This is a genomic window from Sphingomonas faeni, assembly GCF_023195535.1.
In the GTDB taxonomy this organism is placed as follows: Bacteria; Pseudomonadota; Alphaproteobacteria; order Sphingomonadales; family Sphingomonadaceae; genus Sphingomonas; species Sphingomonas faeni_B.
Genome location: NZ_JALPNF010000020.1, coordinates 1 through 15250 on the forward strand (window position 1 = coordinate 1; position 15250 = coordinate 15250).

Genomic DNA, 15250 nt, shown 5'->3' on the forward strand with positions numbered 1-15250 from the left:
CGCTCGTGATCGAAAACCATCCGTACCGCCCGCTCGCGGACTTCGGGCGCAAACTTGTTCGTCGTCTTGCTCGTCATGGCTCCACCTTCTCAGGAGTTGGAGCCTCCGACAAACCCGGCGCGGTTCACCTGTCGCAAATCCTTAGCGTCTTCGGTCCATCTGTAGGAGACGGACATAGTCCTGTTCTGGTTGGCCATATGTATCGCCCGCCAGGGCCATAAGCTTTGTCCGATCATGGACCAGAACCTTGGCCCGGACGGCTCGGATGGCATGCTCCTCCTCCAGCCGGTGGAGTGCGTCCGTAACGCTGCTACGGCGAACACCGAGCATCAGCCGGAACTCCTCATGCGTCATGCAGATCTCGTCGGCCTGGACACGGTCGTGGTAGAGTAGGATCCACCGGGCCATGCGGCGTTCGATCGAATGCGCCAGCGATGACACGACGGTCCGGCCCATCTGCACCATGAACACGTGGGCGAAGCGGAGCAGTGTCAGGCGCAGCGTAGGGCTTTGGTCCACCGCTGCCAGCAACGCCTCAGCGGGCATGCGCAGCGCCTGGCCGCGCTCGGCGCGCATGGTGACATCGTAGGGCGAGCGATCGTCGCCCATGACCAGCGGCCAGCCGATGAACCCCTCGGCGCCGACCAGACCGACCGCATAGCGACGATCATCGTCGAGCGAATCCAGCACGCCGGCAATACCCTGTTCCAGAAAGCAGATGCTTTCGATCGGATCGCCGGCTCGCGTGATGAAATCGCCGACTGCGAACGATACCGGCTCGAGATGCGGCGCCAGCAAGCCGAAATCATCCGGGGAAAGGCTGGCTAGCAGCCAATTGCCGACCATCCTTTCGACAGGGGCGTCATCGCGATCGACCGCTGCGCGAGGCGTTGCGCCGGTAATGGAAACGATCGTCGACACCCAATTCTCCTTCTAACCTCAGGACTTTGCACGGTTCCGTACAGCAACGTTGGCCATCCTGCTTTGTTCATGAGCGATCAAACAGGAGGACAATATGGTTTCCATCTCGAAGCGCCCGGTCGCGCGCAGCATTTTCGCGGCGGCGCTGCTGACCGCATCGGCAGGCGTACTCGCGCAATCGGCCCGCTCGCCGAGCGCACCGCCACCCGCCGCCCCGCCGGCAAGCGCGACGCAGCCCCCCAAGGCGGCGCCCGACATGCAGAAGGTGCTCGACGCGCTGGCGGGTCTCGGTGGCAAGCCGATCGAGACGCTGACTCCGGCCGAGGCGCGGATGCAGCCTTCGGCCGCCGACGGCGCCAAGGCAGCGATGGCCCAGCAGGGCATGTCGACCGCGCCCGATGCTTCGGTGACGACGCAGGACGTGCCTTACGGCTCGGACGCCCAGCAATTCGCACGCATCTACAAGCCCGCGGCAGCGCCCGCGAATGGTAAACCGATGCCGGTCATCGTCTATTATCACGGCGGCGGCTGGGTGATTGCGGACGTGAACACGTACGACTCCGCGCCACGTGCAATGGCTAAGGCGCTGAACGCGATCGTCGTGTCGGTCGAGTATCGCCACGCCCCCGAGTTCAAGTTCCCGGCGCAGCATGACGACGCCGCAGCGGCCTATCGCTGGACGTTGCAGAATGCGGCGAGCTGGGGCGGCGACCCTGCGAAGATCGCAGTTGCCGGTGAAAGCGCGGGCGGCAACCTTGCAGTCGCGACCGCGATCTACGCACGTGACAATCGCATGACGCTGCCGCGCTACATCGTCTCGGTCTATCCGATCGCCAACAGCAGCATGACGCTGCCGTCGCGCAAGGATTCGGCAAACGCCAAGCCGCTGAATACGGCGATGCTGAAGTGGTTCGGCTATTACTACCAGACCAGCGCCGCCGACGCACAGGACCCGCGGCTGAACCTGGTCGCCGCCAATCTGCGCGGCCTGCCGCCGACGACGATCATCAATGCGCAGATCGATCCGCTGCGCTCGGACGGCGAGACGCTGGCAGCGGCGATGCGCACCGCGGGCGTGAAGGTCGAGCAGAAGACGTATCCCGGCGTGACGCATGAGTTCTTCGGCATGGCGAAGGTCGTTCGCGGTGCCAAGGACGCCAACGAGCTGGCGGTTGCGCGCCTGAAAGCAGCGTTCGCCGGGGCGCCCCGCCGCTGATCGGTTCGACGGGGCGGCGGATCCACCGCCCCGTCGATCAATGCGTGACCGGCATCCGGCCGGCGCGGCCTGACAACGGAGAGCCAGCGATGCGTACCCCACCTTATCCGCCTGCGGACATGCCCGCGGATCTGCGTCCGCTCCACGACGAGATGGACGCTTACATCACCGAGCATCTCAAGGGCTTCGTCTCGCACCGGGCGGATGGTGCGTTGGTCGGGCCGTTCGCGCCGATGCTACGCTTTCCCGCGTTCGGTCGCGCTGCCTGGACGTATACCAAGGCGCTGATCGACAACGCCACGCTGCCCAAGGCGGCGCACGAGGTCGCGATCCTCGCGACCGGCGCGGTCTTCAACTCGCGCTACGAACTTTACGCGCATGAGCGGGTCGGCGAGGCGGCGGGTCTGTCGCCCGAGAAGGTCGCGACGATCGCCGCCGGCCAGCGTCCCGCCGACCTGACCGAAGAGGAACAGGCCGCCTACGACGTCGCGGTCACGTTGGCGGGCGGCCGGCAGCTGCCGGCCTCGACGTACAACCGTGCCGTACGCGCGTTCGGCGAGGATCGGACTGCGGAACTGGTCTATCTGGTCGGCGGCTATTGCCTCGTGTCGCTGCTGCTCAACGCCTACGACATGTCGGTCCCCGGCCGCGAGGAAGGGCTGCCCGACGATCCCCAGGAAGAGGGAGAGTGCGCATGAACGGCAAGCGAATGGCCGGCGCGATCGCCGGCGGACTGGTGGCCGGGCTAGGCATCACCGCGATGATGATGGCGGGCGAGAAGAAGAGCGGCACCCCGTCCGAGCTCACCGATCTCGAACGGGCCGGTGCGAGGCAACTCGGCGTCCGTTCCGTACCGTCGAGCGACCTCCCGGATGCGACCGAACAAGCCGTCGTGCAGGGTAGCCACCTCCTGCTCTCCGCGGCAGCTGGCGCAGTTTATGCCCTGACCGTCGACGAGGATGCGGGCGTGCTGCCGTCGGGGATCGTGTTCGGTCTGGCGTTCTACGCCGCGATGCACTGGATCGCCGGGCCGTTGCTGGGGCTCAAGAAGCCCGAATGGCAGGCCGATGCGGCGACGATCGGTACGCACACGATGGTCCACCTCGTCTTCGGCGTCGCGACCGCGGCCGGCGCGAAGGCAGCGGCCAACGCCTGACGTTCCGGAATACCGACGCCCCCAAAGCGCGAACCGCGCGTTACTGCGCTGAAGCACAAGGATTTCCCATGTTGAAGAACCCGATCCGCTACAGCCCCGACGTCGAGACTATCGGTCCCGACGAGCAGGAGACGATCGACGGTCTCAACAAGACGTTTAGCTACATCGTCGAGAAGACGCACGAGGACCTCGGCCATGCGCAGCGCGGCGTCCATGCCAAGAGCCATGCCTTGCTCGAAGGCGAAATGGTGGTGCACGACGACCTTGCGGACGAGCAGGCGCAGGGCATTTTCGAGCGCGGGCGTCGCTACCCGGTCATCATCCGGATGTCGGCGATCCCCGGCGATCCGATCCGCGACAGCGTCTCCCTGCCGCGCGGCTTCTCGATCAAGATCATCGGCGTCGATGGCGAGCGGCTGCCAGGCGCCGAAGACGAGGTGACGCAGGACTTACTGATGGCTTCGGGGGTCGCCTTCTCGAACCCGACGCCGGTCGGGTTCCTGCGCAACACCAAGCTGCTCGCCGCGACGACCAACCGCGCGGAATGGGCGAAGGCGGCGCTGTCGAAGGTGTTGCGCCCGATCGAGCAGGCGTTGGAAGCGGTAGGCGGTGAGAGCGCGCTGCTAAAGGGCTTTGGCGGCTATCCCGACACCAATCCGATCGGCGACCGCTATGGCACGCAGGCGCCGCTCCGATTCGGCGACTATATCGCCAAGTTCGACATCGTGCCGGAATCGCCCAATTTCCGCGCGTTGACCGACCAGAAGCTCGATGAGAGCAAGAGCCCCGACTCTATCCGCGAAGAATTGATGGCGATCTTCGCGAACGAGGGGGGTGCCTGGACGCTGCGCGCGCAACTCTGCCGTGACCTCGAGGAGAACCCGATCGAGGACGCCGCGACGCCGTGGCGAGAGCAGGGCAATCCCTACATCCCGGTCGCGACGATCACGGTGAAGCCGCAGAAGAGCTGGTCCGAAGAGCGCGTCACCGTGCTCAACGAACAGACCGCGTTCCGCCCTTGGCACGGCGTCGAGGCGCATCGCCCGCTCGGGTCGGTCATGCGCGCACGCCGCGCGGTCTACCCGGTCATCCAGGATTTGCGCAGCCAGCTGAACGGCTGTCCGATGCACGAGCCACGGTCTCTGCCCACGCTCGATTGATCGGGTCTGCACGGAACCGTACCGAAACGTCGCAGGGCATCGGGTGTTAACATCCTGATGCAACAGGAGCTTCCCATGCCCTATCTACCTTATCGCGGCGACATCGAGACGCCTGAGCCCGGCGAGCAGGAGAGTATCGACGGCATCATCATGGGGATGACGCAGGAGAGCCAGACGGTCGAGAAGCGCGACGGCCATGCGGTGCGCGCCAGCCACGCCAAGAGCACGGCCTGCGTCATTGGTATGATGGTCGTCGCCACGGATCTACCGCCGGAACTGGCGCAGGGGCTGTTTGCGAACCCGGGGACGTTCGACGTCGCAGTCCGCTTTGCACAAGGGCCGGGCGAGAAGCTTGGAGACCGCGTCTCGACGCACCGTGGTATGGCGATCAAGGTCTTTGGTGTCGAAGGTGCCAAGCTGCCCGGTCACGACGCGCCGACGCAGGACTTCGTACTGGCGAGCGGCACGACGTTCCCGGCCGGCACCGCCGCCGGGTTTCTAGCGCAGGCGAAGAAAATCGGCATGACCGTGCCGATGCCCGAAGGCGTCAAAAGCGCGGCCGCATCGATCGCGCGCAACATCAACAAGGTCCTGAACGCGGTCGGTGCCGAACCGAGCCCGACGCTGGACTTTTACGGTCATCCGTTCAGCCACCCGCTCGTCGAGACTTATTTCAGCCAGTGCCCGATCCGCTACGGCGACCATGTCGCGAAAATCGGCGTGTTTCCGGTCGCCGCCGAACAGCGTGCGCTCGACGATTGGCGGCTCGATCCGCATCAGGATGAGGATGGCTTCCGTCACGCCGCGATCGCGTATTTCGACGGCAACGACGCGGTCTTCGAACTGCGCGCGCAACTCTGGGTCGATGCCGAGACGCAGCCGATCGAGGATACGTCGGTCGACTGGCCGACGCGGGTCAGCGAATACCGCACGATCGCGACGATCCGTCTGCCGCGGCAGGCTGCCTATGGCCCGGACCGCGTCCGCTATTTCGACGAGGTCATGACGTTCCGGCCGGCGCACGCCCTGGAGGCGCATCGACCGCTGGGCGGCGTGATGCGCGCACGCATGCAGGTGTACCGCGCGCTCAGCGATTTCCGCCACCGCGAGACCGGCATCACTGCCGCGAACACCGCGGCCATCACCGATATTCCGGCTTGACGCCGCTCACGCTTATTCAGATTTCGAAAGGATACCCATGAAGCTCCAAGGCAAGACAATCGCGATTCTGATCGCACCCCGCGGCACCGAGGAGCCCGAGTTCGCGCAGCCCAAGGCGGCGGTCGAGCAGGCGGGCGGCGCAGTGACCGTCATCAGCCTCAAAACGGGCGATGCGGAGACGTTCAACAACGACCTCGATCCCGGCAAGACGTTCGCCATCGACAAGGCGATCGACGACGTGTCGGCCGCCGACTTCGATGGCTTGGTAATTCCGGGCGGGTGCGTCGGCGCGGACACGCTGCGGTCGTCGGACAAGGTCGTGGCGTTCGTGCGCGATTTCTTTGCCGCCGGTAAGCCCGTCGCCGCGATCTGCCATGCGCCGTGGACGTTGATCGAAGCCGATCAGGTGCGCGGCCGTACGCTCACCTCGTTCCCGACGCTCGCCACCGACATCCGCAACGCGGGCGGGACCTGGGTCGATCAGGAGGTGGTCGTCGACCAGGGCCTCGTCACCAGCCGCACCCCGGATGACTTGCCTGCGTTCTGTGCAAAGCTTGTCGAGGAGTTCTGCGAGGGCAAGCACGACGCGCAGGCGGCGAACGCATGATGGCGCGCTTTGCCGACAAGGTCGTCGTGATCACCGGTGCCGCTTCGGGCATCGGTGAGGGTGCCGCTCGCCGTTTCGCGGAGGAAGGCGCGACGCTGGTGCTGGGCGACATCGACAAGGACGCGCTCGACCGGTTGGCGAGCGAACTGGGCGGCACCGTCGAAACGCGGGAAACTGACGTCACTGACCGTGCCGCGTGCGAGGCGCTGGTCGAGGCGGCAATCGATCGCTTCGGTCGGATCGATGTGCTCGTCAATGACGCCGGCGTCGATCATCTCGGCAAGTTGGACGAAGGCGACTTCGCCGAATTCACCAAGGTGATCGAGACCGATCTCTACGGCGTCGTCCATATGAGCCGCGCGGCGATCGCACATCTGCGCGCGTCGAAGGGCTGCATCATCAACGTGTCGTCGGTGTCGGGGCTCGGCGGCGACTGGAACCACAGCTTCTATTGCGCGGCCAAGGGTGCGGTCAGCAACTTCACGCGCGCGCTGGCTATGGACGAGGCCACGAACGGCGTACGCGTCAACGCGGTCAACCCGTCGCTGACCTATACCGCGCTGACCGCGGGAATGAAGGAACAGCCCGACCTGATCGCCAAGTTCGAGGAGCGGATCCCTCTCGGACGGGGTGCCGAACCCGCCGACATCGCGGGTGTGATCGCGTTCCTGGCGAGCGATGACGCGCGCTTCGTCACGGGCGTCAACCTGCCGGTCGACGGCGGGCTGACCGCGTCCAACGGCCAACCCCCGCTGTCCTGACATCGCGAGCGCGCAGTAACGCGCTTTCGGTCCTTTTCGGAGTCTATTCGGCAATGACGAACCCCGTTACCTTTCGCGCGCAGATCGGCGCCGTCGATGTCTGACGCGCCCAAGGTCGCTATCGTCACCGGTGCCTCGCAAGGCTTGGGTGAGGGGATTGCAGACGCGTATCACGCGCGCGGCTGGCGTGTCGTTGCCGTGTCGCGATCGATCGCACCTTCGCAGGCTGACGATTGGATCACCGTTGCGGGCGACGTCGCCGATCCCGACACTGCGAGGCGCGCCGTGATGGCCGCGCGCGACCGGTTCGGGCGTGTCGATACGCTCGTCAACAATGCCGGCGTCTTCATCGGTGAGCGTTTCACCGACTATACGGCGGAGCAGTATCGCCAGATCACGCAGACGAACCTCGATGGCTTCTTCCACATGACGCAGGCGGCGCTGCCGCTGATGGTCGAGCAAGGCAGTGGCCATATCCTGCAGATTGTCACGACGTTGGCGGAGCACGCCAATGTCGAATTCCCGTCGGTGCTCGCGTCGCTGACGAAGGGCGGGCTCGCCGCGGCGACGCGCAGCCTCGCGATCGAATATGCCGCCCGCGGCGTCCGCGCCAACGCAGTGTCGCCCGGCATCACCGAAACGCCGATGCATCCTCCCGAGACGCGCGCCGGGCTCGGAGCGTTTCACCCGCTCGGCCGGATGGGCACGGTCGCGGACGTGGTCGGCGCGGTGCTGTACCTCGAGGATGCCAGTTTCGTGACCGGCGAAATACTCCACGTCGACGGTGGGCAGGTCGCCGGTCACTGACAGATCAGAAAGGTACGATCTCTGAGGGGGTCAGCGGGCGTCGAGCTCCCTGACCCGCTTGACGCTATCGCAAGACGTGTTCGGCGCATAGGCGGACGAACGCGGCGCTTGCCTGCGGATGCGCGACCGGAAGCATATGGCCTCCGTCGGTCATCTCCAGCGTCGCGCCTGGAATTGCCGCTACTGCCCGCTCGCCATCGATCGAAGGGGCGATCACCTGATCGTCACGACCATAGAGCAACGCGACCGGGATCGTCAGGTCGGCATAACGGTTGACGATCGCGGCAAGGTCGACGTCAGCGCTGGCGAGTTCGACCAGCGCGGCGTTGACCGAAACCGGGCGATCGCCAAGCACGCCGCCGCCGCGCGTGGCGAAATCGATCGGGACCGCATCGGGCGCGAAGATCTTGCCCCAGCGCAAGCCATACGCCGCACGGCTGATCGGCGTACCGATCAGGTTGGCGAATATCGAGCGTGAGCGCGGGCTGCCTTCGATCGCGTTTGCCACCGAGGCGGGCATCGCCTCGGGCGGCTGCGTCATTGGCGCCAGCAGCGCGAGTCCCGCAACCGAACCGGGATGGTGCGTCGCCACGCTGAGGGCGACCGCACCGCCCAGCGAATGGCCAACGAGCAGCGGCGGACGATCGAGCGCGAGCTTGTCGATGAGGCTTGCTATGATCGCCGACTGGCCAAGGATACCGGGCTGTTCGCCGGTCGGCACCGAATAGCCCGAGCCGGGCCGGTCGACGAGAATAACGCGATACTCGTCGGCCAGCGCATCGGCGACTCCGTAGGAGAAGTTGCGCAGTTGCGCGCCCAACCCGTGGATCAGGACGATCGGCGGTCCCGCACCGCGATCGACATAATGGATCCGTGCACCCGCGATGTCGATGAAACGGCCGTCGGCGGGCACGTCCTGCTCGATCCGCTTGATCGTCGCGCGGGTGTAGACCGCGGCGGCTGCCAGCGTCGCAGCGATGATCCCAGCCGAGCGAAGTGCGATCGAGCGTTTCGGGGCGTCGTCGGAAACCGATCTGGACGCGAAGAAACGGCGCATGTCGGCGAGCAGCAATTCGGGTTGCTCGAGCGCGGCGAAGTGGCCGCCCGCGGGCATCTCGGTCCACTGGACGATGTCGTAGGTCTTTTGCGCCTGCGAGCGCGGCGGCGGCGGGAAGACCGGGTCGGGGAACACCGCGACTCCGGTCGGTACGGTGATCCGCGTTCCCGCGGGAAAAGTGCCCGAATCCTCCAGAACGCGGCCACGGTACATCCAGGTCGACGTCACGAACGATCCCTCGACCAGATACAGCATGATGTTGGTAAGGAGCAGGTCCTCGTCGAACGCCTGCCACAGGTCGGGGTGGCCGTGTGCGTCGCGTGGCACGTCGGCCCATGCGCCGAACTTCTCCAGGATCCACGCCGCGACGCCGACCGGGCTGTCCGACATGGCCACGCCTAGCGTCTGCGGGCGCGTACCCTGTTCCTGCGAATAGCCAGTTTCTTCCTTGGCAAGCTTGGCACGTTTCGCAGCCCAGGCGACCTCGTCGGGCTTTTTCGGCACCGCATCCTTTGCCTGGAGCAGCACCATGTTCAGATGGAGTCCGGCGATCGCATCGGGATGCGCGTGCGCCATCCAGCCACCGATCGCGGCACCCCAGTCGCCGCCCTGCACGAGATAGTGTCGCGTGCCGAACAGCTCGACCATCAGGCCGTGCATGAGCTCTGCGGTCTGCTTCGGTCCGATCGGACACACGGGGCGGCCCGAAAACGCGTAGCCGGGCAGCGAGGGGATGACGACGTCGTGACCGTCGGCGACGAGTGGCGCGATCAGCGCCTCGAATTCGAGGAACGACCCCGGCCAGCCGTGCAGCAGCAGCAGCGGGGGACGTGAGCCATCGCCCCGCGCATGAATGAAGTGGAGGCGCTGCCCCTGCACGTCGGCCGTAAACTGCGGCAGCATATTGAGCCGCGGCTCCTGCGCGCGCCAGTCGTAGTCCGCCAGCCAATAGTCGACGAGCCGCTTGAGATCGGCGAGGCCGACGCCTGACTGCCAGCCCCCCGCGTCCGGCATGATGCTCCAGTCGAACGCCTCGACCTTGGCGCGAATGGCAGCGAGCCGGTCGTCGGGTACCGCTATGATGAAGGGTTCTGCCATGTGTCGATCCTGCCGAAGGGGGTAAATCCTGCTTCCCCGATTGAAAGCCTAACGTCGAACGCGCGAAAGCCGCCGAAAGGCGCTTCGAAGCGGGATGAACGGACGGCTGCTTTTGGGAAGCGGGTACGGCGGTTGGACGTCTCGAATTGGGTCTCAGCGGCCGCTGGTCGCCTGATCGCTGCATGACCAAGCTCGTCTGCTCCCAAGGTCTTTCGCATCCTGGAACTCGCTGCTCTAAAGGGCTCGAAGCCTTTCCGTTTCTCCGTGTCCACCAGCCCATATTGGGAAAGTGTATGCGGGGAAGGGTTTAGGGAAAGCGGTTTACGATGGTGAACGGTCGCGTGGTAAGCACGGGCGGCATACCAGTGAGAGGGCAGTAATGACGGACGCCGCAAACGTAATTGCCGTGGACCACACAGGCTTCGCTGTGTCGTCTTTGGACGAAGCCGTTCGGTTCTGGACGGGAGCGCTCGGTTTCACACTTGAGCGGCAATCGGAGATGGGGGGCGACTTCCTGCATCAGGTGACAGGTGTCGATGATCCGAAAGTGAGAACGGCAATCGTCAAGGCACAAGACGGCTACGTGGTCGAACTGTTGGAATATTCAAACGGGCTCCAGAACGGGACGGTGCCCAGCAGCGCGGGATCGATCGGAGCGGCCCACCTGGCTCTGACCGTAAACGATATTCATGTCGCCATTGCCGGTGTCGAGGCAGCAGGATGGAAGGCGAAAGGCAATCCGCTGCCGATCCCGGGTGGTCCACGGAAGGGAACGCTGGTGGCCTACGTTTCAGGCCCCGATCATATCACGATAGAGCTTATGCAGCCGACAGCCCGTTGATGGCCCGGCAAAAGCTTTGCCGCCTCATCATCCTTTTGAAAGCTGGCGAGGCAGCGTGCAGAGCCGAGGCTCAGCACCTTCTCTGCTGCAATACTGAATGGATGGCAGAAGTTGGGGAGCCAGAAAGAGGTCGCGAATGACCGCAAGTGGGTCTGGCCGGAAGCCGTGGAGCATGGGCAAGTCCCCAAAACGGTTCGTCTATCCCAGCCAACGGCGGCCCTACTCGGTCGCTCGCTCACCCAGTCAAATTGACCATGCCGCATACGATACGTATATGCTTCGTATGGTCGGTGCGAAGGAGCGGTTATGGGCATTGTGAAGATTGACGGCGCGTTACACGAAGAAGCTCGTAAAGCCAGCGCCGTGATGTGCCGCTCTATCAATGCGCAGGCTGAGTTCTGGATGAAGATCGGTATGCTTGCCGAAACGAACCCGACCCTGTCGTTCAACGAACTCGTCAAGGCACAGTTGGCCTCCGTTCATGTTCACCTGATCGAAGCGAAAGCCGCCTGACATGGTGAAGACCTCTGACGAACTTGCGCTCATGCGCGTCTCCGGCAAACTGCTAGCCTCGGTCTTCGAGATGCTCGATGGGCAGGACCTGGACGGAATGTCGACGCTGCAGATCAACGATCTAGTCGAAGACTTCATTACCGTTGATCTTGCGGCACGCCCTGCGAGCAAAGGGCAGTACGGCTTTATGTTTGTCCTGAACTGTTCGATCAATCATGTCGTTTGCCACGGCGTGCCGAAGGACGACGAGATCGTTCGCGATGGCGACATCATAAATCTCGACATCACACTGGAAAAGAACGGCTTCATCGCGGATTCGAGCAAGACGTATCTGGTTGGCGACGCGCCGTCCGCTGCGAAGCGGCTGGTACGTGTTGCGCAGGAAGCAATGTGGAAGGGCATCTCCCAGGTTCGACCTGGCGCTCATATTGGCGACATCGGCTTTGCAATCGAGCGTCACGCCAAAAAGCATGGCTACTCGGTCGTGCGCGAATTTTGCGGGCATGGCATCGGTCGCGAGATGCACGAAGAGCCGCAAGTCATGAACTTCGGGCGTCCGGGAACGGGAGTGCGGCTGCGCGAAGGCATGGTGTTCACGATCGAACCTATGGTCAACCAAGGCACCCGGAAGGTCTCTACTCAGGAAGACGGGTGGACGGTCGTGACCAACGATCGAAAGCTGTCGGCCCAGTTCGAGCATACGGTTGCGGTTACCAATGATGGGGTTGAGGTTCTGACGCTTCGGCATGACGAAAGTCCGATGGCAGCGCGCGTGGCTTGACCCCGGGACGTGTGCTTTTGCTGCTGTCGTCTGCAGTAAGACCGCATCTCTCCCGTTTTCGCTATGTGCAGACAGCTGATCCTGTCGCGGAAAGCTGCCGTCTAACGAGATGAACAAGTGGCGGAAGTTGGGAGACTGCGATGGCCCCGCGAACGACGGGTTGTGGGTCAGCGAGACAGGCTGCTTAACCGGCTTCTGCCATCACCTGGATGTCGGCCCTGCATGAAATGCCGACGCCGCTACTCGGCGCAACCCCTCTCGAGGAACAAGCATGCCGGGCTCCTTAAGCCCCCAAACCAGTCCTGCTTGCCGCAAGGCCAGCAGCATCCACCAACCCGGATCGTGCTGGCCTGGCTCAATGCCAAGCCGGGCGGACTCGGGCCATGCATGGTGATTACCGTGCCACGCTTCTCCGAACGTTATCAGCGCCGCTACAGGTAGGTCATGGCCCTGGACTGCCGTGTCGTCGATGCACCATCCTTGCGGACCGCGCCGATGGGTGATGTGACCGACGAGCCAGTGGCCAGTGACTCCTATCGCCACACGCACCGGCACGCCCCAGATTAGCCAGGGTAACCCGCCTAACCACCAGAAGAGCAGCGCCCAAGGGATCTGCTGCGCCATCCACGTCCGCTCGAGGAAGCCCAGCACCTTGTCGTCGCGGAGTCGGGGCTCAAGTTCGAACCGTGGCGGATGCGCAAGCTCAAGGCGACAATGCATTTGCCACCATGCGTCCCGCAATAACGGGGCCCGGTGCGCGTGCAGGTTGTGGCACTTGGCTTGTCTCTGCGCCCAATCGCGCGTGTCGTGCATCCTGATCATACCGAGTGGACCTGCCATGCCGACCAGCGTGCCGAGATAGGCTAGCAGGCGCTCGAACCAGGGCGAGGCTTCGAGGCTATGGTGGATCAGCAGCCGATGGAGCCCGATCGAGTGACCGAGACACAGGGTCACGGCCGAAGTGAGCAGCCAGAGCAGCACCGCACCTGGCGTGAAATAGAAGGGCGCCAGAATCAGCGCAGTTATCGTCATTCCGAGCATCCAAAGCGAGCGTGTCGGTGACCACAGCACCTTGCCCAGTCGAGCGTCGCTGAGCGGGGAGGCGATTATGCGAGTGGTCGACAAACAGGCCATAGGTTCACCCTTCGGTAATTAGGACAATACCTGAATGGTAACCGGTGTTTGTCAACGCTTAGCTTATTGCCTAAATGTCATTCATGCAGCGCGTGTTTGAAGCCTTGTCGTCGTCCGTCCGACGCAAAATTCTCGCCTATCTAGCCAACACGGAGCTGAGCGCGGGAGATATTGCCTCCCGGTTTGCAATGTCGAAGCCGTCGATCTCGCAGCATCTTTCGGTTCTCGAGACTGCCGGGTTGGTCGTCAGCGAAAAGCGCGGTCAGTTCGTCTTCTACCGGCTCGTGCCTGAAAGCCTCGCCAACACACTCAACGGCTTTGTCCAAGAGGTCTGCCCGGTGTCGCGTCCGCTCAAGCGCGAGAGCGCCGCGCTAGCGACAAAAATCGATGGTGAACCGTAAGCGGATAGTGCGGCTAGGGCGCCAAATCTCGTCTGGCTCATGATGAACAAGCGTCCGAAGGTGAGGAGGGGGAAGGCTTCCAGAGCGTCCGCTTCTGGGTCTCGCCGGCCCCAACCGGCCGGGCCATCAAGGACCGATTGCCGACGTTCGCGGCTGGCTGATCCAGAGGAATTTACGGTAGCAGGCATCCGGATTGGCAATCTGATCGAGGCGTTGATTGGATTGCTCGACCAAGCCGCAGGCGATCCGGACATGGAAGACGGGGACCTAGACCGCTGGACGGCGGGCGAAGACGGCCCAATAGCAGACGCGCGGCTCGATAGCCTTTGGCAGAACGCAGCGTGACAAGCGCCGCCTTTCCAAATCGTCGCTTGCGGAGTGATCTTTAGTCACTTAGATGAGGGCCAGTCGAACACAAGGATGGCCGATGCCAACCCAAGAGCCGATTCTACGCGGCGATATCATGGCCAAGGCTGAAATCACTCGGGACGTCATGACGTTCTGGGTTCGGGGCGGTGTGCTGCGTCCGATCGAGGCTCCTACGGGCGTTGGCTTCAAGCTGCGGTTCGAGTGGTATGAGGCGAACATCGCCGCGATCATGAACCAGCTCCGCATCCTTGGCGTCAGCATCAAAGGGATGCTGTCGATCTGCAAGGTCTATCGCGACGCCATCGCGTTTTTCGACGGTCGCGGCGCGACCCGCGACGAGGTTCACGCCATGTGGACGCTCGACATAATTGAGCGGAACGTGATCGCCCGCAGGGTGAAGCGCGCCGGGTATCGCGACATAGTTGAAGCCCCCGGCTTCGACCCGGAGAAGCACCCACGGATCGCCGAGGAAGCGGCCGATGATATCTCGATGGAAGACGAGCTTTGGGCCGAGATCCTGCCGTGGACCGCTGAAATCCATGGCGCGCAGAAGGTGACGTTGCGCGTCATGGAGTTGTGGCAAGGTATGCCGCGCGAGGAATTTCGCCGCCACCTCGATCCCTATGTGACCATCACCGAGCAGCCCGAAGCGAGCTATACGAGTGAAGGCGTCGCGCCCCCTGAGGAATTGACCTATTTCTGGCGGGTCGGAGAGAGCGACGACTACCGCTTCATATGGGGTGCCGACGCAGGCAAACTCGCTCGCGCGGATGGCGCAAAGTCCATGATCGCGATCGACGTCAGCGCGGTTCTCCGATCGGTCTGGAACAGTCCAGAAGGCGGAGCGTCCGCATGATCGTGGAGCCTCGCGAACCGGCCGACCTCTACGCTCCGTTACAGACGGTGCGGAGGCCCCGCCCGATCGGCGAGGTTTTCCATGTCTTATTGGTCCGCTCGTGGCTGTCGCTCCTGGCCGAGGCATACCGCGTGACCAGTAAGCCCCGCCTGCAACCACCCAAGGGCAAGCGCACCCGCTAATTTCGACACGTCCGCCCTACCCAATCGCTCGGAACGCGCTTCCGAGAACGCCACCGCCTTGCCGGAACGCATTTGATGATGAACGCCAAGCCTGTAGCCACTCTGACGTGACCCCCGCCTTTCATCCAGCTGCGACCAGAGACCGACCGTTGTTGTCGCGCAGGAGCGCGGGTGAAGCAACGGTCAGGTTTAAACCCGACCGTTGCTTTTCGAGTTCTGCGGCGAAGGC

General features: G+C 63.8%; 16 protein-coding genes. 13 read left to right on the forward strand and 3 right to left on the reverse strand.

From position 1 onward, the window contains the following. Positions 1-141: 141 nt before the first annotated feature. The gene (locus SPHN_RS18120) at positions 142-921 is read right to left on the reverse strand and encodes a Crp/Fnr family transcriptional regulator (protein WP_248525231.1); all 780 of its coding nucleotides are present in this window, start codon (positions 919-921) and stop codon (positions 142-144) included. 94 nt (positions 922-1015) lie between these two features. Between SPHN_RS18120 and SPHN_RS18125 the strand changes: the two genes are divergently transcribed. The 8 genes from SPHN_RS18125 to SPHN_RS18160 all read left to right on the forward strand — a co-directional run bounded on the left by SPHN_RS18125 (position 1016) and on the right by SPHN_RS18160 (position 7789). Continuing rightward, on the forward strand, positions 1016-2137 hold the full coding sequence (locus SPHN_RS18125; RefSeq protein WP_248525232.1) for an alpha/beta hydrolase: 1122 nt from the start codon (positions 1016-1018) through the stop codon (positions 2135-2137). An 89-nt stretch (positions 2138-2226) separates the two neighbouring features. After that, positions 2227-2835 carry a carboxymuconolactone decarboxylase family protein gene (locus SPHN_RS18130; protein WP_248525233.1) on the forward strand — a complete coding sequence of 203 codons (609 nt, stop codon included), beginning with the start codon at positions 2227-2229 and terminating at the stop codon, positions 2833-2835. After that, entirely contained in the window at positions 2832-3293 is a 462-nt protein-coding gene (locus SPHN_RS18135) for a DUF1440 domain-containing protein (protein WP_248525235.1), read from the forward strand. Before SPHN_RS18130 ends, SPHN_RS18135 begins: the two co-directional genes overlap by 4 nt. A 68-nt stretch (positions 3294-3361) precedes the next feature. Continuing rightward, positions 3362-4453, forward strand: coding sequence for a catalase family protein (locus SPHN_RS18140; protein WP_248525237.1), 1092 nt, complete (start codon positions 3362-3364; stop codon positions 4451-4453). 75 nt (positions 4454-4528) lie between these two features. Further along, a complete protein-coding gene (locus tag SPHN_RS18145) occupies positions 4529-5614 on the forward strand; it encodes a catalase family protein (RefSeq protein ID WP_248525238.1) in 1086 nt (361 codons plus the stop codon). Between the two features lie 37 nt (positions 5615-5651). After that, entirely contained in the window at positions 5652-6221 is a 570-nt protein-coding gene (locus tag SPHN_RS18150; RefSeq protein ID WP_248525240.1) for a type 1 glutamine amidotransferase domain-containing protein, read from the forward strand. Beyond that, positions 6221-6982, forward strand: a complete 762-nt coding sequence (locus SPHN_RS18155) for an SDR family NAD(P)-dependent oxidoreductase (RefSeq protein ID WP_248525250.1) — start codon at positions 6221-6223, stop codon at positions 6980-6982. Before SPHN_RS18150 ends, SPHN_RS18155 begins: the two co-directional genes overlap by 1 nt. Before the next feature lie 96 nt (positions 6983-7078). Continuing rightward, positions 7079-7789: an SDR family NAD(P)-dependent oxidoreductase gene (locus SPHN_RS18160; protein WP_248525241.1), complete on the forward strand. Its 711-nt coding sequence runs from the start codon at positions 7079-7081 to the stop codon at positions 7787-7789. 64 nt (positions 7790-7853) lie between these two features. Here the strand turns inward: SPHN_RS18160 and SPHN_RS18165 are convergent, their stop codons facing one another. Next, complete coding sequence (locus tag SPHN_RS18165; RefSeq protein ID WP_248525242.1) at positions 7854-9944, reverse strand: epoxide hydrolase family protein; 2091 nt, start codon at positions 9942-9944, stop codon at positions 7854-7856. A 379-nt stretch (positions 9945-10323) separates the two neighbouring features. On the opposite strand from SPHN_RS18165, the gene SPHN_RS18170 reads away from it, so the two are divergent. The 3 genes from SPHN_RS18170 (at position 10324) to map (ending at position 12079) form a co-directional block, all read left to right on the forward strand. After that, complete coding sequence (locus SPHN_RS18170; RefSeq protein WP_248525243.1) at positions 10324-10785, forward strand: VOC family protein; 462 nt, start codon at positions 10324-10326, stop codon at positions 10783-10785. A gap of 306 nt (positions 10786-11091) precedes the next feature. Beyond that, positions 11092-11298, forward strand: a complete 207-nt coding sequence (locus tag SPHN_RS18175) for a ParD-like family protein (RefSeq protein ID WP_248525244.1) — start codon at positions 11092-11094, stop codon at positions 11296-11298. A gap of 1 nt (position 11299) precedes the next feature. Further along, positions 11300-12079, forward strand: coding sequence for a type I methionyl aminopeptidase (gene map, locus SPHN_RS18180; protein ID WP_248525245.1), 780 nt, complete (start codon positions 11300-11302; stop codon positions 12077-12079). A 201-nt stretch (positions 12080-12280) separates the two neighbouring features. Here map and SPHN_RS18185 read toward each other — a convergent pair whose 3' ends face one another. Further along, positions 12281-13111 carry an acyl-CoA desaturase gene (locus SPHN_RS18185; RefSeq protein WP_248525246.1) on the reverse strand — a complete coding sequence of 277 codons (831 nt, stop codon included), beginning with the start codon at positions 13109-13111 and terminating at the stop codon, positions 12281-12283. A 185-nt stretch (positions 13112-13296) separates the two neighbouring features. Between SPHN_RS18185 and SPHN_RS18190 the strand changes: the two genes are divergently transcribed. Further along, the gene (locus tag SPHN_RS18190; RefSeq protein ID WP_248525247.1) at positions 13297-13614 is read left to right on the forward strand and encodes a metalloregulator ArsR/SmtB family transcription factor; all 318 of its coding nucleotides are present in this window, start codon (positions 13297-13299) and stop codon (positions 13612-13614) included. Positions 13615-14011: 397 nt separating this feature from the next. Continuing rightward, positions 14012-14839, forward strand: coding sequence for a hypothetical protein (locus tag SPHN_RS18195; protein WP_248525248.1), 828 nt, complete (start codon positions 14012-14014; stop codon positions 14837-14839). Positions 14840-15250: the final 411 nt, after the last annotated feature.